Below are 19,760 nucleotides of genomic sequence, written 5' to 3' on the forward strand. Positions count from 1 at the left end.
TCCTTGATACAAGGCCGGTCTTTGTTGTGCATCGCAACAAATTAGTCTCTTGGTCTACTTGACACTGCCTTCCTGCATCGCGCAGACTCGAAGGACCTCGTGGCTGCACGCCTGAGCGTGGGCCAAACCTGTGCTGTACCAGGATGCAATATCCCGGTCACCTCACTGCATTAGCATGGTCACAGGATCAATAATGATATGAATGAAAGAGGCACACTTACTATGCGCGATGTTGTTATCGTTGCCGCCGGTCGTACGGCGGTTGGTGCGTTCAATGGTTCTCTCTCCTCCCTCTCCGCGACATCCCTGGGTACGACTGTTCTCAAAGGGCTCATCGAACAGACCGGCCTCAACCCGGCTGAAGTGGACGAGGTGATCCTGGGCCAGGTACTGACCGCCGGTTGCGGCCAGAACCCGGCTCGTCAGGCGATGATCAACGCCGGCATCCCGCAGGAAGTGCCTGCCCTGACCATCAACAAGGTGTGCGGCTCCGGCCTCAAGGCCCTGCAGCTGGCGACCCAGGCAATCCGTTGCGGCGATGCCGACGTAATCATCGCGGGCGGTCAGGAAAGCATGTCTCAGTCTCCGCATGTCCTGCCGAACTCGCGCAACGGCGCACGCATGGGCGACTGGAAAATGGTCGACACCATGATCAACGATGGCCTCTGGGATGCCTTCAACAACTACCACATGGGCATCACCACTGAGAACATCGTCGAGAAGTACGGCTTCAGCCGCGAAGAGCAGGATGCCTTTGCCACGGCCTCTCAGAACAAGGCCGAAGCTGCCGTGACGTCCGGCCGCTTCAAGGACGAAATCATCCCGGTCAGCATTCCGCAGCGCAAGGGTGATCCGGTGGTGTTCGACACCGACGAACAGCCGCGTTTCGGCTGCACCGCTGAAGCACTGGGCAAGCTGCGCCCGGCGTTCAAGAAGGACGGTACTGTTACCGCCGGTAACAGCTCCACCATCAACGACGGCGCTGCCGCCGTGATCCTCTGCTCTGCCGAGAAAGCCGAAGCCCTGGGGCTGAAGCCGCTGGCTCGCATCAAGGCCTATGCCTCTGCCGGTGTCGATCCGGCCATCATGGGCACTGGCCCGATCTGCGCCACCACCAAGGCACTGGAAAAAGCCGGCTGGGGCATCAATGATCTGGAGCTGGTCGAAGCCAACGAAGCCTTCGCAGCCCAGGCCATGTCTGTCAATCAGGACCTGGGCTGGAACACCGACATCGTCAACGTCAACGGTGGTGCCATCGCTCTGGGTCACCCGATCGGCGCGTCCGGCTGCCGTATTCTGGTCAGCCTGGTACACGAAATGATCAAGCGTGATGCCAAGAAAGGCCTGGCTACCCTGTGCATCGGTGGCGGCATGGGTACTGCTCTGGCAATCGAGCGCGACTGATTCCACCCGCTCCCGGCGGCGTGCCCCAGAGGAACGCCGCCTTGCCTCCTTTCTCGCCAGACTCCCTGCTTTCCCCCGCCCACCAAGTTGCTGACTCGCTCAGCTCGGCTAATACTTAAGCAAGACGTTTCCAGACAGAGCCCTCAACTCAGGCCGTGGAGAAACGATGAATTTGCGCCGCTCCTTGCTCTTACTGCTCTTTTTCTTACTGCTCGGTGGTGGACTATGGTTGCAACTACCCGCCGACGGAGCCATGCAGAAGCGCTACGGCGACATGCCGCGGGTGCTGTCGATGCCACCCGAAACGCGCCAGCCCCTGCCATCCTATAAAGGCCCTCATCCCCGCGAGTGGACACGTCCGCAGGATCCATTCCCCTATCCGATCGCACCCGGGCAGGTTGGTCCCCACCAGCCGCTGTATGCCAGCTCTTTGCGCTACCCTTTCGCTTGCGACGGGGAGGCCTCGGGGCTCGGACAGCCACTGGTGGATAACCAGCAGGGCTATGGGATTGCCGTCTACGCCGATGACAAGGATACGGAGAACGCCGGAAAACTGATCGGCTACAGCAAGGACTGCCTCTACCCCACCCGGATCGCCTACTATTACAACCGCGCCGGCAGCGAAGATTTCTACCCGCTGGCGGAGGCTGATAACGATATCGCCCAGCTGAAGCTCAATGGTGAAACGATCGACTTCATCGTCCGGGTCGAAACCGGCACCATCAACCGCTTTCTCTACAGCATCACCATGCTGCGCGGCCCGACTGACCAGCCGCAGGTACCGGACCTTAGCTACTGGAATGGCGACCTTATCTATCAGTTCAAGGGGGGAGTCGGTATCGGTTTTCGCCAGGGGCGTATGCGTCCCACCGATATGGCGGAGCGCCGTTTCGACCTGTTGCGCCAGGGCTTTGCCATTGCAAGTTCCACCGGCAACCATACCAGCAATCACTACAACATCTGGCTCGCCGAGGAGACCGCGTTACGGGTCAAGCGACAATTCATCGCCCGTTACGGCCAGCCGCGTTTTACCCTTGGGATCGGCGGCTCTGGCGGTGCCATCCAGCAGTACCTGATCGGCCAGAACGGCAGCGACCTGCTCGACGCCGGAGTGGCGCTCTACGCCTATCCGGATATGTTGACCCAGACCATCTACGCCCTGGACTGTGAGCTGCTGGAGTATTATTTCGACCTGCAGGCCGAGTCCACCTGGCCTTGGTCCAAGCGGCAACGGGTGAGTGGGCTGAACAGCCGTGCCGGTGTCCGGGATGAGCGCGGCTGGATGTACGAACTTGCCATGCTGGTCCACGGTCGGTTGCCACGCTGGCCACTGGGCAGCAGCGAATGCAGCCGCAGCTGGCGTGGCCTGACGCCGCTGGTGAACAATCCCCGTTTTATCCATTTCGCCCCCCGCTTCGCCTCGGCACTTCAGGGCCAGGTACACTGGAGCTACTGGGAGCACCTGCGCCATATCTTCGGCACCCGCGCCGATGGGTACGCAGCCCAAACCTGGGACAACCAGGGGGTGCAGTACGGCCTGCGCGCCCTGCGCCGGGGCGAGTTGAGTCCGCGCGCCTTTCTAGACCTAAACGCCAAGGTAGGCGGCTGGAAGCCACCGCCCCAGCTCAAGCCCGAACGCTACTGGAAACTCAACGGCGGCGCCCTGGACGACTTCAGCCCCTGGAGCCACCATAATATGCTGCATACCCCTGATGATGGTCGCACGCCGGCACAGCGCTCGATCGCCGACCCAGAGGCAATAGCTGCGGCCCACCGTGCCGGGCTGGTTTTCACCGGCGAGCTGGGCATCCCACTGATCGACCTGCGCCACTACCTGGAGCCTGAGCTGGACATGCACCACCTGAGCGCCGCCTTCAGTACCCGCCTGCGACTGCAGGATGCCGGCCGTGCCGAGCAACAGCTGATATGGGTAACCCAAAAACCACATGCTCCGATCCCGGAAGCGATCGCCTTACTGCAGCAGTGGCTTAGCCAGGGCCAGCGGCCGGCACAGGCGCAGGACCGTTGTTACCACGCAGATGGCAACCTGATCGCCAGTGGCCCTGATGTATGGAATGGGGAGTGGAATCAACACCCGACGGGTACTTGCCTGAAACAGTACCCGGCCTTTGGCACCTCCAGGGTCGCCGCGGGCGAGGACCTGCGTGGCAATCTGTTCAAGTGCCCGCTGATCGCCGTGGAGCAGGCACTGGCCCGCGGGGATTACACGCCGATCGATATGCGCCCGCACTTGGCGCGGCTGCGCCAGGTATTTCCGGACGGAGTATGCGACTACCGACCGGCCCAGCTGGTCCAGCGCCCCTGAACGCGGGTCAGGATGACGAGTTTCAGGCGGCCGCGATGGCACCCTTGCCTATACCTTCAAAGGCACGCACGACAATTTCGTCTCGCGGGTGCTCCGTCTTGATTTCAGCCGCCAGATGCATGGCAATCTGCTCCACCGTGGTTTCGGTGTCGATCAGGTAGCAGCAGCGGCCCGGCAGAATCAGCTCGAAATCCCCCTGGGGCGCCGTGTAGGCATAGTGGTGTTCGCTATCGGTCTGCGCACGCAAGTGAGCACGGGTGCCGATATAGATATCGCGGAAACGCTCCGCCCAGATGCCCTCCAGCGCTTCATCACGCACGCCATTACGGTAGATCTCGATCTTCGAGCGGTGGCCATGGGCGATACGCTGACAGTTGCCGTCATGTTGCTGCAGACCATGGCTGTAGTGGTAGAAATGGCCGTTGATCGACTCGGGTACGAACGCCAGCTCGACACCCTGTACCTGATCCGGAAACAGCGCCAGCAGCTGATCACGGCACCAGTGTGCCAGACCCAGCTCATCGATGGCCGGCAGAGGCACCTCGGCGATCGCCTGCTGCGGCCCCCTACAGATGAAACGTTCGCCCTGGGGATAGCGCCAGTCTACCTCGGTACGGCCGTTTTCGTGGCGTAGCTGCAGACTCTGCATCTGCACCGGTACCACCAGGCAATGATCCACCCGCTCGTCGAGCCACTGCTTGACACGGCGTTTGACCACGCCAAAGTCGCAGATCATCCCCTGTTCATCCAGACTGCCATCCAGCACCAGCTGCACTGCCCAGGATTCGCCGAGCAGTCCTCGCTCAGGGTGCAGATAGGAAAAGTCCACATGGGTCAGGTTATCGACAAAAAGCTTCACAGCCACCTCAACAATCAGATTAAGAGCGCCATTCTAGCGGATTCGGTTCAGGCTTTCACAACGCCCTGTGGTCGCTCAGGCCGCTACTATATACTAGACGTTTTGAATGACGCTCAGGTTCACATGCGACTCGATAAATATATTACCCAGGTGACCGATTTCTCTCGCAAGGAGGTCAAGCGTCTGCTGCATGCCGACGAAGTGACCGTCAACGGCGTGCCAGAACGCGACCCCGGACGCAAAGTCGACGAGAACGACGATATCAGCCTGCAGGGCATGCCGCTCGAAGCTCCACGCACCCGCTACCTGATGCTCAACAAGCCGGAAGGGGTCGTGTGCTCCACCGATGACCCCACCCATCCGACGGTACTGACCCTGCTGGAACTGCCAAGAGTCGAACGGCTCAATATCTGTGGCCGCCTGGATATAGACACTACCGGTCTGGTGCTGCTCACCGACGATGGCCAGTGGGCACATAGGGTTGCATCCCCCAACCACAAGACCGGCAAGGTGTACCTTGTCACCACCGCCGACCCTATCCCCGAGGATGCGGTACGCAAGTTTGCCGACGGACTGATGCTCAACGGTGAAAAGCAGCGCACCAAACCGGCCGAGCTGGAGATTCTGTCCGAGCATGAAGCCCGGGTCTGCCTGCACGAAGGGCGCTACCACCAGGTCAAGCGCATGTTTGCCGCCATCGGCAACCACGTTGAGGCACTGCACCGTGAGCAGATCGGCGACATCCTGCTCGACGAAATGCTGGAACCGGGCGAATACCGTGAACTGACCGACGAAGAGATTGCCAGTATCTGACATGGACCAGCTGACCACCGAACTCAACCGCCTGCTGCGCAACGCCTCGGGCACCACCCTCTGGCTGGTGGACGAGAACATCCAGCTGGATGTGCCAGCCAATCCATGCGTTCAGGTCGTGGGCAATCGGCTCGATGTCATCGAGCGCCTGCAGCAGCGCGGCTGGCAAGCCAGCTTCAGCGACTTCGACCTCTCCGCCGCTCAGGACGCCAGTTTCGAGCTTATCCTCTACCGGGTCTCCAAGGAAAAGCCGGTAGTGCACTACCTGATCGGTGAGGCCCAGCGTCTGCTCCGCTCCGGCGGCACCCTCATCCTGCTCGGCGACAAGGGTGAAGGCATACGTACGTACGCTAAAAAGGCAGAAGCCTGCCTGGCTGGAGGCCGCCAGGAACAGAAGCTGGGCAAGGACAGCTGGTGTGCCGAGATCAGTCGCGGCCAGGCAGCTGGCGATTGCCCCGAGCATCAGGACTACACGCAATTACGTCCGGTGTGCGAGGATGCTCAACGGCAGTACTGGTCCAAGCCAGGGCTGTTCGGCTGGAACAAGATCGATCGCGGCAGTGCGCTGCTGATCGAGCACCTGTCGGACATGCTCGACACTGAACTGCCGTTACAAGGCTCAGTCCTGGACCTGGGCTGCGGCTTCGGTTATCTCGCCCTGAACGCGGCCGACACCTCGACAGCTCGGCTGGTCTGCAGTGATAACAATGCGGCAGCCCTGCGCGCCTGCCGCTACAATCTGGATAAGGCGGGTCTGGAACGGGCCGAAGTGGTCGCAGCCAACGCCGGCGATCGGTTGCAGCCGGGATTCGACCTGTTGATCTGCAATCCGCCGTTCCACAGCGGCTTCTCGGTCGACGGCGATCTCACCGACCGTTTCCTCGAGGCCGCCCGACGCCTGCTGACGGGGAACGGAACCGCCTGCTTCGTGGTCAACCAGCACATTCCGCTGGAGCGCAAGGCCGCAGGCCTGTTCGCCGATATCCACACGCATCTGGATAGCGGGCAGTTCAAGCTGGTACGACTGCGCCAACCGATCAACATTCAGTCTCAGGGACGCTCATGACCTTCGACTATCTTCGCCAAAGCCTGTTTTTCTTCCGCAGCCATCTCAACCGACTGGCCCTGATCCAGATCCCCTTTCTGGCCGTGCTGGCCTTCGTACAGTTCCAGCTGATCCAGCAGCTACCCGGCAACGGCGAAGATCTGCAGATGGAGCTGGTACAGCGCAACATGTTCATCAGTTCATCACTGGATCTGGCGTTGATGCCGATCTACTGGGGCGCAACCCTGTTCTACCTGCAATCGGTACTCCAGGGGCAACCGCTGGCAGTGGGCCGTGCGCTGACCCTGAGCCTGACCTGCTGGGGCCGGCTGCTGGTGACCTACATCCTGTCCGTACTGGCCATTTCCTTCGGCCTGGTTCTGCTGATCGTGCCGGGGATCTACATCGGCATACGCCTGGCCTTTGCCGAGTTCTACTGCGTTATGGAAGGCATGGGGCCGGTGGAATCACTGAAGGCCAGCTGGGAAAAGACCGCAGACTTCTTCTGGCCCCTGTTCCAGGGCCTGGCGCTGATCTTTGGCGCGCTGCTGCTGGCAGAAACCCTGATCGGCGAAGCCTTGCGTGACCAGAAAGGCGCCATGATGCTGGTATCCCTGGGCATCCAGTTCCTCGGCGTGCTGCCGACGATCTACGCCTACCGTATCTACTGCGTGATGAAGGCTGACGACCAGCCGGCCTGATCGATCCTTAGCGCCGCTGCCCAAGGTAGCGGCGCTCCCTCCCCGCTCTGTTTCTACGCTCCAGCCAAAAAAACAGCCATCAGGTGCTCTGTACAGCGCCTCCCCTGCGCAGGGTCGGCCCCATGAGCACAGCGAATGCTGCGCGCCTCCATGTGTGTGTGCGGCATAAGTCCACTGCTACACCCGAACACATCGCTCCTGCGTCCATGCACACGCAGCATAAGTACATCCATGTACAAAAAAGCCCCTGGCGGCGAACCGGCAGGGGCTGGGTATTACAGCGAAGCTGTCAGTGGAACTCAGGAAACGGCGTCGTCCGCTTCCAGGTCCTTCATGGACAGCTTGATACGGCCACGCATATCCACGTCGAGGACTTTAACCTTGATCACGTCGTCCATGTTGACGAAATCGGTGACCTTATTGACACGCTCTTTGGCGATCTGGGAGATGTGGACCAGACCGTCCTTGCCCGGCAGGATGTTGACGAACGCACCGAATTCTTCGATACGCACAACCTTGCCTTCGTAGATCTTGCCGATCTCGGCTTCAGCAGTGATCGCATTAACACGATCCAGAGCCGCCTTGCCCTTGGCCTTGTCATCAGCGTAGATGCGGACAGTACCGTCATCTTCGATGTCGATCATGGCACCGGTTTCTTCGGTCAGCGCACGGATGGTAGCACCGCCCTTGCCGATCAGATCACGGATCTTCTCCGGATTGATCTTGATCAGCTGCATCGCCGGCGCATTATCCGGCAGCTCAGGACGCGCGTAACCGATGACCTTGGCCATCTCTTTCAGGATGTGCTTGCGCGCTTCGTGTGCCTGCTCCAGCGCGATTTCCATGATCTCTTCGGTGATACCGGTGATCTTGATATCCATCTGCAGCGCAGTTACACCTGCTTCGGTACCGGCAACCTTGAAGTCCATGTCGCCCAGGTGGTCTTCGTCACCCAGGATGTCGGTCAGGACGGCAAAGCGATCGTTCTCTTTCACCAGACCCATGGCGATACCGGCAACCGGTGCTTTCAGCGGTACACCCGCGTCCATCATGGACAGGGAGGCACCACAGACAGACGCCATGGAGCTGGAACCGTTGGACTCGGTGATCTCGGACACGATACGGATGGTGTACGGGAACTCTTCCTGTGTCGGCAGCACCGCAGCAACACCGCGACGCGCCAGACGGCCGTGACCGATCTCACGACGACCGGTCGCACCCATACGACCCGCTTCACCGACGGAGTACGGCGGGAAGTTGTAGTGCAGCATGAACGGATCTTTGCGCTCGCCTTCCAGCGCATCAATGATCTGCTGATCGCGGCTGGTACCCAAGGTACAGGTGGCGATGGACTGGGTTTCACCACGGGTGAACAGGGCAGAACCGTGAACACCTTTCAGGATGTCGATTTCGACGTCAATCGCACGAACAGTCTTGTTGTCACGGCCGTCGATACGCGGCTGACCGTCGATGATGCGGTTACGGACGATCTCTTTTTCCAGGGAGCTGAAGATACCGGCCACTTCCTTATCGGACGGCTGGCCTTCTTCATTGCCGGACAGGGCTTCAACGGCCTTGCTGCGCAGGTCAGACAGAGCGCCCTGACGCTGCATTTTGTCAGCCACCTGGTAAGCCGCTGCAATGCCTTCGCCCACCAGCTCACGCACCTGAGCGATCAGGGCTTCGTTCTTGGCAGCCGGAGCCCATTCCCACTTCGGCTTGCCTGCTTCAGCAACCAGTTCGTTGATGGCGTTGATGGCCACCTGCATTTCCTGGTGCGCGAACAGCACGGCGCCCAGCATCTCGTCTTCGGTCAGTTCCTGTGCTTCGGACTCAACCATCAGCACGGCATCGTTGGTACCGGCTACAACCATGTCCAGTTCGGACGCCGCCAGCTCTTCGAAGGTCGGGTTAAGGATGTAGCCCTGGTCTTCGGTGAAACCGACACGAGCCGCACCGATCGGACCGAGGAACGGGATACCGGAGATGGCCAGCGCGGCAGAAGTACCGATCATCGCCGCGATATCCGGATCGTTCACCTTGTCAGCGGACATGACGGTACAGATCACCTGTACTTCGTTCATGTAACCTTTCGGGAACAGCGGACGGATCGGACGGTCGATCAGGCGAGAGGTCAGGGTTTCCTTCTCGGACGGACGCGCTTCACGCTTGAAGAAACCACCCGGGATACGGCCAACGGCGTAGTATTTTTCCTGGTAGTGAACGGACAGCGGGAAGAAGTCCTGGCCTTCGCGGGCTTCCTTGGCACCAACAACGGTACACAGCACCTGAACGCCAGCCATGGTAACCATGACAGCGCCGGTCGCCTGACGGGCGACCTTACCGGTTTCAATAGTGACTTCGTGTTTACCAAACTGGAATGTCTTGCTAATCGCTTGCACGATAAAACTCCTTGTTTTGAGTCTATCCCGCCTGCTGACCAATCATTCCTCTTTTCAAGCCAGTACTCAGTTATTCACTGCATCAGTGGATAAGTGAGTACAGGCTGGATGATTGTATCGGCTTCCGCGGGGTTTGAATAAAGAGCTGATAAAACTGAGGCCATACAATGTATGGCCTCAGTAGGGTACTGCTTAGCGACGCAGTCCGAGACGGCCGATCAGGGCCAGGTAACGGTCAGCATCTTTGCCTTTCAGGTAGTCCAGCAGCTTACGACGCTGGTTAACCATGCGGATCAGACCACGACGAGAGTGGTGATCCTGCTTGTGCGATTTGAAGTGACCCTGCAGGCCTTCGATGTTCGCAGTCAGCAGCGCAACCTGAACTTCGGTAGAACCGGTGTCGCCAGCGCCACGACCGAATTCAGCAACGATTTCCGCTTTTTTCTCGTTAGAAAGAGCCATTATTTCTCTCCTGTTTAATATGCACACAGTGACCAGCACTGCGGGTTGATAGTCGCGCCCTACCGAGCATATTTTCAGTACGGCGTCAGTCAGCCCTGCGGCCGAACAGTTCAGGCAGTACTCACCAGACGCTTGGCCCGGAGTACTCCGTCGGCACCGATCTCGCCGATGCCCATGAAAATCTCTTGCCCTTCGGCAAACAAACGCAGCTCACCACTGAGCGAGCCGGCGTTGGCTGCCCGGAATCGCTGGCCCACACGCATGCGGTCCACCTCTTCTTCGGTCAGCTCCAGAGCCGGCAGTTGTGCCACCGGACTCCAAGCGGGTAATAATAGCGCATCCAGGCGCTGATGTATGCTGTTTTCCGTCTCTTCACCACGCGGTTCGGCCAGGCTCTGCAGCTGCTCCAGCGTCATCATCTGCGAAGCATCAAAGGGGCCGGTTTGCAGCCGCCTGAGTACCGTCACATGGGCACCACAGCCCAGCAGCAGCCCCAGATCCTCGACGATGCTGCGGATGTAGGTACCCTTGGAACAGAACACCTCCAGATCCACTTCATCCTCACGCAGCGCCAGCAGCTTGATCTCGTGAATCCGTACCTGACGCGGTTTCACTTCAACCTCTACGCCCTGGCGTGCCAGCTTGTATAACGGCTGGCCGTTGAGCTTGAGTGCCGAATACACCGGTGGCACCTGCTCGATCTCACCACTGAAGTGTTCCACCAATAGCGCTTCGATCTGCTCAAGGGTCAGATCCCGTGGTACCGGCTTTTCTTCGGTGATCTCGCCCTCGGCATCACAGGTATCGGTACGCTGTCCCAGCTTGGCCGTGGTCAGATAACGCTTGTCCGAGTCCAGCAGGTACTGGGAAAACTTGGTCGCCTCGCCCAGGCAGATCGGCAGCAGGCCGGTTGCCAGGGGATCCAGTGCACCGGTGTGACCCGCCTTGGCCGCGCCATAAAGACGCTTGACCCGCTGCAGGGCGGAGTTGGAAGACAGGCCCTGGGGCTTGTCCAACAGAAAAAGGCCGCTTATCGGGCGGCCTTTAGGTTTACGGGCCATAGCAATCAGTTCCCGTCAGTATCTTCGTCATCCGAACGCTGAGCTTCCTGCTGCCAGGCCTTCTCGATCAGGCCATGCAGGTATCGGCCACGTTCCACACTTTCATCGAAGTGGAACCGCAGCTGCGGCATCACCCGCAGCTTGATGCCGCGGGCCAGCTCGGTGCGCAGGAAACCGGCCGCGTTGTTCAGGACCTGAGTGGCGCTTTTGATCGCCTCCACCTGCGCCTCATCGGTCTGCTCACCAAAGGCCATCACGGTGAAGTAGACATCGGCATAACCGAGATCCTTGCTCACCTTGACGTGGCTGATGGTGACCATCCCCAGACGCGGATCCTTGATCTCGCGTTGAATCAGGGAGGCCAGATCACGCTGGATCTGGTCCCCTACCCGGTCAGTTCGTTTGAAATCGCGTGCCATAGTGCTCCGATTACAGCGTACGCTGTACTTCAACAGTGTCGAACACTTCGATCTGGTCGCCGACCTTCACGTCGTTGTAGTTCTTCACGCCGATACCACACTCCATGCCCTGGCGGACTTCGGCCACGGCATCCTTGAAGCGACGCAGGGATTCCAGTTCGCCTTCGTAGATGACCACGTTGTCACGCAGTACACGAATGCGCTTGTTGCGGTATACGGTACCGTCGGTAACCATACAACCGGCAATCGCGCCCAGCTTTGGCGAACGGAACACATCACGCACTTCGGCAACACCGACGATCTCTTCACGGTATTCCGGTGACAACAGACCGGTCATCGCCTGCTTGACGTCATCAATGATGTCATAGATAACGCTGTAGTAACGCAGTTCCAGCTCCTCGCGCTCAACCACGGCCTTGGCCTGGTTGTCGGCACGAACGTTGAAGCCGATCAGGATGGCGGAAGATGCCAGTGCCAGGTTGGCATCGGTTTCGGCGATACCGCCCACACCGCTGGAGACGATGTTCACCTTCACTTCGTCGGTGGACAGGTCTTCCAGTGACTGGATGATCGCCTCCAGAGAACCGCGCACGTCCGCTTTCAGGACGATATTCAGCGACTTCACATCGCCGGCCTGCATGTTCTCGAACAGGTTCTCCAGCTTGGCCTTCTGCTGACGCGCCAGCTTCACTTCGCGGTACTTGCCCTGACGGAAGAGCGCCACTTCACGGGCCTTCTTCTCGCTGGATACAACAGTGAACTCGTCACCGGCATCCGGGGTACCGTCCAGACCGAGGATCTCGACCGGAATCGCCGGACCGGCTTCTTCGATCGGCTGACCGTTCTCGTCAAGCATGGCACGTACACGGCCGTAGTGCAGACCCGCCAGCACGATATCGCCCTTGCGCAGCGTACCGTTCTGAACCAGCAGGGTGGATACGGAACCGCGACCCTTGTCGACACGGGACTCAACCACTACACCCTGGCCCGGCGCGTCTTTCACCGCGGTCAGCTCCAGCAGTTCGGCCTGCAGCAGGATCGCATCCAGCAGGGCATCAATGCCTTCACCGCTCTTGGCAGAGACGTGAGCAAACTGAACGTCACCGCCCCAGTCTTCCGGCAGAACATCACGCTGTGCCAGTTCGTTCTTGACGCGGTCCGGATCAGCTTCTTCCTTATCGATCTTGTTGACCGCCACAACCAGAGGTACGCCAGCAGCCTTGGCATGCTGAATCGCCTCTTCGGTCTGCGGCATCACGCCATCGTCAGCCGCAACCACCAGTACCACGATATCGGTCAGCTGGGCACCGCGTGCACGCATGGCTGTAAAGGCCGCGTGTCCAGGGGTATCCAGGAAGGTCACCATGCCGTTGTCGGTTTCGACGTGGTAGGCACCAATGTGCTGGGTAATGCCACCGGCCTCGCCAGTTGCCACCTTGGTGCGACGGATGTAGTCAAGCAGGGATGTCTTACCGTGGTCAACGTGACCCATGACGGTCACGACCGGTGCACGACCTTCCTGCTCGCCCTGCGCTGCAGCTACGCTTTCGATCAGTGCATCCTCGATCGCGTTTTCCTGCATCGGCTTGGCCTTGTGACCCATCTCTTCAACCACCAGTACGGCGGTATCCTGGTCCAGCACCTGGTTGATGGTCGCCATGGCGCCCATCTTGAACATCACCTTGATCACCTCGGCCGCTTTCACGGACATTTTCTTGGCCAGCTCGGCCACAGTGATGCTTTCCGGGATGCTGACTTCATGAACAACCGGGGCGGTCGGCTTTTCGAAACCATGCTGGTTCTGGCTGCTGCCACCGCGACCACGGCCAGCGGCCGCACCACGTTTCCCACCCTTGCCACGGCGAGCACGGTTGTCCTGGTCCTGACGACCACCTTTGGCACCCTTGCCACGACGCGGACGATCATCATCGTCATTGCGGCGGGATTTTTCCTTGTCCTTGCGGCGCGGGTTTTCATGCACCGGCTCAGCGGCGGGCGCTTCGGCAGCCGGAGCGGCCGGAGCAGCAGCAGGCTTGGCAGCGGCTTCCGGCTGCTGAGCTACTTCAGCAGTTGGTTCCACGGCCGGCTTCTGAGGCGCTTCAGCTACAGTTTCTACAACCGGAGCTTCCTGCACCTGAGCCTCGACCGGTGCTTCGACCGGTGCCGCTTCTTCAGCCGGCTTGGTCTCTTCTTCCAGGACTGCACGCTTCACGTAGGTACGCTTCTTACGCACTTCAACGCTAACGGTCTTGCGCTGACCAGAGGCACTGGAAATTTTCAGTTGTGACTTGGTCTTGCGTTTCAGGGTGATCTTGCTCGGCTCGGCGGCATCCGCCTGTTCGCCGTGGCTGCGTTTCAGGTGGCTGAGCAGCGCCAGGCGCTCATCTTCCGAAACACTGGAGTCAACCTTCTTGCCTTTGATGCCGGCTTCCTGCATTTGCGTCAGCAGACGCTCAGCGGATACACCAACCACATCGGCAAGTTTCTTGACGGTTAATTCTGCCATATATGTGTTCTCCTCTTCCGCTGGCGTTTACTGCTCTTGTGCAAACCAGGGCGCACGAGCGGTCATGATCAGCTCGGCCGCCTTCTCTTCGGTCAGCCCTTCAATTTCCAGCAGGTCCTCGACAGATTGCTCTGCCAGGTCTTCCATGGTGACAATGCCACGGGACGCCATCTGGAATGCCAGCGGTCGTTCCATACCATCCATTGTCAGCAGGTCTTCTGCCGGTTCCGCGTCGCCCAGCTGCTCTTCACTGGCGATTGCCAGATTGATCAGGGCATCCTTGGCGCGCGCACGCAGTGCTTCGATCAGCTCTTCGTCAAAATCTTCGATATCGAGCATTTCATCGACCGGCACGTAGGCCACCTCTTCCAGAGAGGTGAAGCCTTCACCGACCAGGATTTCTGCCAGCTCTTCATCTACATCAAGGTGCTTGACGAACATGTCGACAACAGCACCCACCTCAGACTGCTGCTTGTCGGCCGCTTCTTCTTCCGACATCACATTCAGATCCCAGCCGGTCAACTCACTGGCCAGGCGTACATTCTGACCACTGCGACCGATCGCCATTGCCAGTGCTTCTTCGGCAACGGCCACGTCCATGGAATGGCTCTCCTCATCAATCACGATGGAAGCCACTTCTGCCGGGGCCATGGCGTTGATCACCAACTGGGCCGGATTGTCATCCCAGAGGATGATATCGACACGCTCGCCGCCCAGCTCGTTTGAAACAGCCTGAACGCGGGAGCCGCGCATACCAACGCAAGCACCAACCGGGTCGATACGACCGTCATTGGTTTTCACTGCAATCTTGGCGCGCGCACCCGGATCGCGTGCAGCTGCGCGGATTTCGATCACCTCTTCGGAGATCTCCGGCACTTCAATGCTGAACAGCTCAATCAACATGGCGTTGGAGGTGCGGCTCAGAATCAGCTGAGGACCGCGGCCTTCGCTGCGCACTTCCTGCAGCACCGCACGGACACGATCGCCCATGCGGAAGCTTTCACGCGGAATCAGGTTCTCACGCGGCAGCAGCGCTTCAGCGTTGTTGCCCAGGTCAACGATAATATTATCGCGAGTCACTTTCTTGACGGTGCCGGCAACCAGCTCGCCCTTGCGGTCCTGGTACTGCTCCACCACTTTCGCGCGCTCGGCTTCACGTACCTTCTGCACGATTACCTGCTTGGCGGTCTGGGCAGCAATACGACCGAAGGCAACGGACTCGACCTTCTCCTCGTGAATGTCGCCCGGCTGCAGGTTGGTATCGATCTCGAGCGCTTCTTCCAGCGTCAGCTCGGTACCCAGTGCAGGCACTTCTTCGTTGCTGACCACCAGCCAGCGACGCCAGGTCTCATAGTCGCCGGTTGTACGATCAATTTCGACGCGGATATCCGCCTCTTCGTCATAGCGTTTCTTTGTAGCCGTGGCCAGAGCAACTTCTATTGCTTCAAAAATGACGCCTTTGGGCACGTCCTTTTCATTAGAAACAGCTTCTGCAACCAGTAGAATCTCTTTATTCATACGACTGCCTCGCCAAACCTCAAACCGGTATTAAAACTGGGGAATCACGTTTGCACGATCGATATAGTCGATCGGCAACAGGTATTCTTCATCATCTACAACCAGCAGAACCTCGTCACCTTCGACGCCGTTCAGCAGGCCCTTGAATTTACGTCGCCCCTCAAAGGGCACCCGCAGACGCAGCTGCACCATATGGCCTGCGTATGCCTTGTATTGCTCCAACGTGAACAACGGCCGATCCATGCCCGGAGAGGACACTTCCAGCATGTACTGTTCCTGAATCGGGTCCTCGACATCCAGAATGCCGCTCACCTGATGACTGACACGCGCACAGTCATCAACGCTGACGCCTTCTGGCCCTTCAATGAAGATACGCAGTGAGCTGTGGCGACCGGCAGAGTTGAACTCCAGCCCCCAAAGCTCAAGACCCAGCGCGGTAACGGCCGGCTCGATCAATTCCTGCAAGGCATTAAGTTTGGCTGACACTGACGAAGACCTCGTTCTGGAGATGCCTGAAACAAAAAATGGGCCGCTTAGGACCCATTTCTGACGCGGCACCTGGTGCCTGTTGATCACCTACGAAAAAGCCCCTAACAAGGGGCTTTTTCGTAAAAAAAGTGGTAGCGGGGGCTGGATTTGAACCAACGACCTTCGGGTTATGAGCCCGACGAGCTACCAGACTGCTCCACCCCGCATCAGAAACAGGTGCACATTATACACAACACCTGCCGAACTTACAAATGGTGCCGAAGGCCGGACTCGAACCGGCACGAGCATAGCTCACCACCCCCTCAAGATGGCGTGTCTACCAATTTCACCACTTCGGCTTGAAACTTATTCAGCAACCGGGATATCAGTTTCCGGCTGCGCTGCCTTTTCGCTTTCCAGCGCCGGCAGCTCCTGCTGAACTTCCGCTGCAGATTCAATCACTTCTGCGGCCGGAATACCAGCATCATTTACACTTTCCGCTTTCTGCTTGGCATACACAGCCAGAGCAAAGCTGGTCGCGAATACACCTGCAGCCATAACAGCGGTCATGCGACCCAGAAAGCTGGTTGATCCCTGACTACCGAATACTGTCTGCGAAGCGCCTCCGCCAAAGGAAGCACCTGCTTCAGCACCCTTGCCCTGCTGCAGCAACACCAGAGCAACAATCGCGGCAGCCAGCAGCACATGAACGATCAGAATAACATTTTCCATCATCGATACCGTTTAGCCGGCGACTGCCGCCGCACGGCAGATCGCGATAAAATCTTCAGCCTTCAACGATGCGCCACCAATGAGGCCACCATCAATATCCGGCTGTGCGAACAGTGCATCGGCATTTGCCGCATTGACACTGCCACCATAAAGAATGCGCATCTTATCAGCTGCTTCAGCAGAAAGGCCATTCAGCACCTTCCGCAAAGCCCGATGAATCTCTTGCGCCTGTTCAGGTGACGCCGTCAGACCTGTACCTATTGCCCATACCGGCTCATAGGCCACAACAACCTGCTCCAGCGCTTCTGCACCCAGACCCGCCAAGGCTTGCAGCAACTGTTCGGAGACAACCGACTCGGCATCTCCCGCCTCACGCTGCTGCAGAGTTTCTCCCACGCATACAACGGGTGTCAACTGCGCAGCCAGAGCCGCGTTAACCTTGCCTGCGACGTCTGCGTCGGTCTCGGCGAACAGAGAACGCCGTTCCGAGTGCCCCAGAATAACCAGGCGACAACCGGCATCTACCAGCATTTCGGCAGACACCTCTCCCGTATAGGCACCGCTGGCATGCTGACTCATATTCTGAGCCCCTACAGCAATAGCTGTATCATCCAACTGCTGCGCCACCGCCTGAAGATAGATAAACGGAGGACAGACGCCAACATCAACACGTGCAAAAGTTTCATCTGCGACACCAGAAGCTACTGCAGCCACAAGCTCCGCATTGCGCGCCTGAAGACCGTTCATCTTCCAGTTTCCGATTACCAGTGCTTTACGCATCGATATCCCCTTACGAAAGAGGCGCATATAGTATCCGAGGCCCAATCAGCTGGCAAGTGTCCGCAGTGATTTTTCAACACTCTGTGCCAGCTCACTGCAAAGGCGTTTCACTTCGCCCTCATCCTCACCTTCAACCATGACGCGCACGACCGGCTCGGTACCCGATGGTCGCAGCAAGACCCGTCCACGCTGCCCCAGCTCAGCCTCCACCTCTCGCACCGCAGCCACCACTTCATCCTGCTGCATGGGGTCGAGCTTGCGTGGCATGGCCACATTGATCATGGTCTGCGGCATCTTGTACATCCCCGATTTCAGGGTATGCAGATCCTGTTCACGGTCAACCATCGCCTTGAGCACCTGCAGCGCCGCCACCAGGCCGTCACCGGTGGTAGTCAGTTGGCCACAGACGATATGGCCGGAACTTTCGCCACCCAATACCCAGCCGTGCTGTTGCAGCTGTTCAATCACATAACGGTCGCCAACCTTGGCGCGCACAAACGGAATATCCCGTCGCTTGAGGGCCTGCTCCAGACCGAAGTTGGACATCAGAGTACCGACAACGCCGCCTTCAAATTCTCCCAGTTGCTGTTGGGCCGTTGCGATGATGAACAGAATTTCGTCACCGTCGACCACTTCCCCCTGATGATCGACCATCATGATGCGATCGCCGTCACCATCCAGCGCCACGCCCAGGTCAGCGTTTTCCGCCAGTACGACCTTCTGCAGCCGCACCGGGTCAGTGGCACCGCAGGCATCATTGATATTGACCCCATCCGGCGAGGATGCGATTTCGATCACATCAGCACCCAGCTCACGCAGCACCTTGGGGGCTACATGGTAGGTCGCCCCATTGGCACAATCGAGCACGATACGCATGCCCTTGAGGCTGAAGCGGTTGTGCAGGGTACCCTTGCAGAACTCGATATAACGCCCGGCCGCATCGTCGATGCGACGCGCCTTGCCAAGTTCGGCAGAAGGTACCGTCGTCATCGCCAGATCCATTTGCGCTTCGATCGCCTGCTCAACGCTGTCCGGCAGCTTGGTACCATCACCGGAGAAAAACTTGATGCCGTTGTCAGAATAGACGTTGTGCGATGCGCTGATCACGATACCGGCATTGGCCCTGAAAGTGCGCGTCAAGTAAGCAATGGCGGGCGTCGGCATGGGACCGGTCAGCAGCACATCGACACCGGCCGCCGACAACCCGGCTTCCAGTGCCGACTCGAACATGTAACCGGAGATACGGGTATCCTTGCCGATCAGGATCTTGCTGCGACCTTCTCGCGCAAAGACACAACCGGCCGCCCAACCCAGTTTGAGCACGAAATCAGGCGTGATCGGAAACTGACCGACCTCACCACGAATACCATCGGTTCCAAAATACTTCCTGCTCACCCGTTACTCTCCTGCTGTTTCGTTGTTGACCGCTTCGGTCATGCGCACCACATCTACGGTCGGTGCCACATCATGTACACGGATAATTTTTGCCCCCTTGCTGACCGCCAGCGCTACAGTCGCCAGGCTGCCATAAAGGCGCTGATCGACCGGTTTGTTCAGCGTCAGGCCAATCATCGACTTGCGTGAGGTTCCCACCAAAAGGGGAGTTCCCAGCTTCTCGAGGCGTTCCATTCGGTTCAATAATTCCAGATTATGCTGCAGGGTTTTGCCAAAACCAAACCCCGGATCCAGTAGCAGGCGATCATCGGCGATGCCTGCTTCACGGCAGCGCTGCTGCTGGAACTGGAGAAAGTGCTCCACCTCTTCGGTCACATCCTCATAGTGCGGCCTGAGCTGCATCGTCGCAGGGCTGCTGCCTTGCATGTGCATGACACAAAGTGCCAGATCAGTTGCGGCGGCCACTTCGAACGCACCGGGACGGGAGAAAGAGCGTACGTCATTGAGCAGCCCGGCACCCGCCTCGGCAGCGGCTTTCATCACTTCCGGTGCGCTGGTGTCGATCGACAACACCACATCCAGCTCCTGGCTCAACCGCTCAACCACCGGTATCACTCGCTCCAGCTCCTCCTCAACCGGCACCGGATCGGCCCCCGGGCGGGTTGACTCTCCGCCGATGTCGATCAGGGTCGCACCCTCACCGACCATCTTTACCGCCTTGCGCAGCGCCATCTCAACAGACAGCTGACGCTCTGAGTAGACACTACCGCCATCGGAGAAGGAGTCCGGTGTGACATTGAGAATACCCATTACCTGCGCTGTCGATAGATCGAGCTTGCGCCCTGCACACTGCAATACCGTCATTGTTT

17 protein-coding genes and 2 tRNA genes are annotated in these 19,760 nt (G+C 58.9%); 5 read left to right on the forward strand and 14 right to left on the reverse strand.

Going from position 1 to position 19,760, the window contains the following annotated elements; genetic code table 11:
• Positions 1–222: 222 nt before the first annotated feature.
• Both ABD013_RS18290 and ABD013_RS18295 read left to right on the forward strand, forming a co-directional pair.
• Entirely contained in the window at positions 223–1,404 is a 1,182-nt protein-coding gene (locus tag ABD013_RS18290; protein WP_343809113.1) for an acetyl-CoA C-acetyltransferase, read from the forward strand.
• Between the two features lie 229 nt (positions 1,405–1,633).
• Positions 1,634–3,730, forward strand: a complete 2,097-nt coding sequence (locus tag ABD013_RS18295; protein ID WP_343809114.1) for a DUF6351 family protein — start codon at positions 1,634–1,636, stop codon at positions 3,728–3,730.
• Positions 3,731–3,752: 22 nt separating this feature from the next.
• Here ABD013_RS18295 and ABD013_RS18300 read toward each other — a convergent pair whose 3' ends face one another.
• Positions 3,753–4,589 carry a 6-carboxytetrahydropterin synthase gene (locus tag ABD013_RS18300; protein ID WP_343809116.1) on the reverse strand — a complete coding sequence of 279 codons (837 nt, stop codon included), beginning with the start codon at positions 4,587–4,589 and terminating at the stop codon, positions 3,753–3,755.
• A gap of 123 nt (positions 4,590–4,712) precedes the next feature.
• Between ABD013_RS18300 and rsuA the strand changes: the two genes are divergently transcribed.
• Genes rsuA through ABD013_RS18315 form a run of 3 tightly spaced genes read left to right on the forward strand, consistent with a single transcriptional unit; the run spans position 4,713 to position 7,148 of the window.
• Positions 4,713–5,402 carry a 16S rRNA pseudouridine(516) synthase RsuA gene (rsuA, locus tag ABD013_RS18305; RefSeq protein ID WP_343809117.1) on the forward strand — a complete coding sequence of 230 codons (690 nt, stop codon included), beginning with the start codon at positions 4,713–4,715 and terminating at the stop codon, positions 5,400–5,402.
• Between the two features lies 1 nt (position 5,403).
• Positions 5,404–6,468, forward strand: coding sequence for a class I SAM-dependent methyltransferase (locus ABD013_RS18310; RefSeq protein ID WP_343809118.1), 1,065 nt, complete (start codon positions 5,404–5,406; stop codon positions 6,466–6,468).
• On the forward strand, positions 6,465–7,148 hold the full coding sequence (locus ABD013_RS18315; protein ID WP_343809119.1) for a YciC family protein: 684 nt from the start codon (positions 6,465–6,467) through the stop codon (positions 7,146–7,148). The genes ABD013_RS18310 and ABD013_RS18315 overlap by 4 nt, the downstream gene beginning before the upstream one ends.
• A gap of 299 nt (positions 7,149–7,447) precedes the next feature.
• On the opposite strand, the gene pnp is transcribed toward ABD013_RS18315, so the two are convergent.
• From pnp to folP, 13 genes are all read right to left on the reverse strand, one after another.
• Positions 7,448–9,550, reverse strand: coding sequence for a polyribonucleotide nucleotidyltransferase (pnp, locus tag ABD013_RS18320; protein ID WP_343809120.1), 2,103 nt, complete (start codon positions 9,548–9,550; stop codon positions 7,448–7,450).
• A 192-nt stretch (positions 9,551–9,742) separates the two neighbouring features.
• Positions 9,743–10,012, reverse strand: a complete 270-nt coding sequence (gene rpsO, locus ABD013_RS18325) for a 30S ribosomal protein S15 (RefSeq protein ID WP_091827653.1) — start codon at positions 10,010–10,012, stop codon at positions 9,743–9,745.
• Between the two features lie 110 nt (positions 10,013–10,122).
• Positions 10,123–11,073, reverse strand: a complete 951-nt coding sequence (gene truB, locus ABD013_RS18330) for a tRNA pseudouridine(55) synthase TruB (protein WP_343809121.1) — start codon at positions 11,071–11,073, stop codon at positions 10,123–10,125.
• 5 nt (positions 11,074–11,078) lie between these two features.
• Positions 11,079–11,492 carry a 30S ribosome-binding factor RbfA gene (gene rbfA, locus ABD013_RS18335; protein ID WP_343809123.1) on the reverse strand — a complete coding sequence of 138 codons (414 nt, stop codon included), beginning with the start codon at positions 11,490–11,492 and terminating at the stop codon, positions 11,079–11,081.
• Between the two features lie 10 nt (positions 11,493–11,502).
• Positions 11,503–13,998, reverse strand: coding sequence for a translation initiation factor IF-2 (infB, locus tag ABD013_RS18340; RefSeq protein ID WP_343809124.1), 2,496 nt, complete (start codon positions 13,996–13,998; stop codon positions 11,503–11,505).
• A 27-nt stretch (positions 13,999–14,025) separates the two neighbouring features.
• Entirely contained in the window at positions 14,026–15,516 is a 1,491-nt protein-coding gene (gene nusA / locus ABD013_RS18345) for a transcription termination factor NusA (protein ID WP_343809125.1), read from the reverse strand.
• A 30-nt stretch (positions 15,517–15,546) separates the two neighbouring features.
• On the reverse strand, positions 15,547–16,002 hold the full coding sequence (gene rimP / locus ABD013_RS18350) for a ribosome maturation factor RimP (protein ID WP_343809126.1): 456 nt from the start codon (positions 16,000–16,002) through the stop codon (positions 15,547–15,549).
• A 132-nt stretch (positions 16,003–16,134) separates the two neighbouring features.
• Positions 16,135–16,211 (reverse strand) — tRNA-Met (locus tag ABD013_RS18355).
• Positions 16,212–16,257: 46 nt separating this feature from the next.
• Positions 16,258–16,343: transfer RNA gene (locus ABD013_RS18360), tRNA-Leu, on the reverse strand.
• 7 nt (positions 16,344–16,350) lie between these two features.
• The gene (secG, locus tag ABD013_RS18365) at positions 16,351–16,716 is read right to left on the reverse strand and encodes a preprotein translocase subunit SecG (protein WP_425543426.1); all 366 of its coding nucleotides are present in this window, start codon (positions 16,714–16,716) and stop codon (positions 16,351–16,353) included.
• A 12-nt stretch (positions 16,717–16,728) separates the two neighbouring features.
• The gene (gene tpiA, locus ABD013_RS18370; protein WP_343809128.1) at positions 16,729–17,496 is read right to left on the reverse strand and encodes a triose-phosphate isomerase; all 768 of its coding nucleotides are present in this window, start codon (positions 17,494–17,496) and stop codon (positions 16,729–16,731) included.
• Positions 17,497–17,541: 45 nt separating this feature from the next.
• A complete protein-coding gene (gene glmM, locus ABD013_RS18375; RefSeq protein WP_343809129.1) occupies positions 17,542–18,891 on the reverse strand; it encodes a phosphoglucosamine mutase in 1,350 nt (449 codons plus the stop codon).
• A gap of 3 nt (positions 18,892–18,894) precedes the next feature.
• A complete protein-coding gene (folP, locus tag ABD013_RS18380) occupies positions 18,895–19,755 on the reverse strand; it encodes a dihydropteroate synthase (RefSeq protein ID WP_343809130.1) in 861 nt (286 codons plus the stop codon).
• Positions 19,756–19,760: the final 5 nt, after the last annotated feature.

The organism is Marinobacterium maritimum (assembly GCF_039523155.1).
Lineage (GTDB): Bacteria > Pseudomonadota > Gammaproteobacteria > Pseudomonadales > Balneatricaceae > Marinobacterium > Marinobacterium maritimum.

What these genes read in the sequence shown, in the direction of transcription:
- rpsO (WP_091827653.1), bottom strand. Translation starts at nt 10,012, where the DNA reads ATGGCTCTTTCTAACGAGAAAAAAGCGGAAATCGTTGCTGAATTCGGT.
- tpiA (WP_343809128.1), bottom strand. Translation starts at nt 17,496, where the DNA reads ATGCGTAAAGCACTGGTAATCGGAAACTGGAAGATGAACGGTCTTCAG.
- folP (WP_343809130.1), bottom strand. Translation starts at nt 19,755, where the DNA reads ATGACGGTATTGCAGTGTGCAGGGCGCAAGCTCGATCTATCGACAGCG.
- truB (WP_343809121.1), bottom strand. Translation starts at nt 11,073, where the DNA reads ATGGCCCGTAAACCTAAAGGCCGCCCGATAAGCGGCCTTTTTCTGTTG.
- ABD013_RS18290 (WP_343809113.1), top strand. Translation starts at nt 223, where the DNA reads ATGCGCGATGTTGTTATCGTTGCCGCCGGTCGTACGGCGGTTGGTGCG.
- ABD013_RS18315 (WP_343809119.1), top strand. Translation starts at nt 6,465, where the DNA reads ATGACCTTCGACTATCTTCGCCAAAGCCTGTTTTTCTTCCGCAGCCAT.
- rsuA (WP_343809117.1), top strand. Translation starts at nt 4,713, where the DNA reads ATGCGACTCGATAAATATATTACCCAGGTGACCGATTTCTCTCGCAAG.
- nusA (WP_343809125.1), bottom strand. Translation starts at nt 15,516, where the DNA reads ATGAATAAAGAGATTCTACTGGTTGCAGAAGCTGTTTCTAATGAAAAG.
- infB (WP_343809124.1), bottom strand. Translation starts at nt 13,998, where the DNA reads ATGGCAGAATTAACCGTCAAGAAACTTGCCGATGTGGTTGGTGTATCC.
- secG (WP_425543426.1), bottom strand. Translation starts at nt 16,716, where the DNA reads ATGGAAAATGTTATTCTGATCGTTCATGTGCTGCTGGCTGCCGCGATT.
- ABD013_RS18310 (WP_343809118.1), top strand. Translation starts at nt 5,404, where the DNA reads ATGGACCAGCTGACCACCGAACTCAACCGCCTGCTGCGCAACGCCTCG.
- rbfA (WP_343809123.1), bottom strand. Translation starts at nt 11,492, where the DNA reads ATGGCACGCGATTTCAAACGAACTGACCGGGTAGGGGACCAGATCCAG.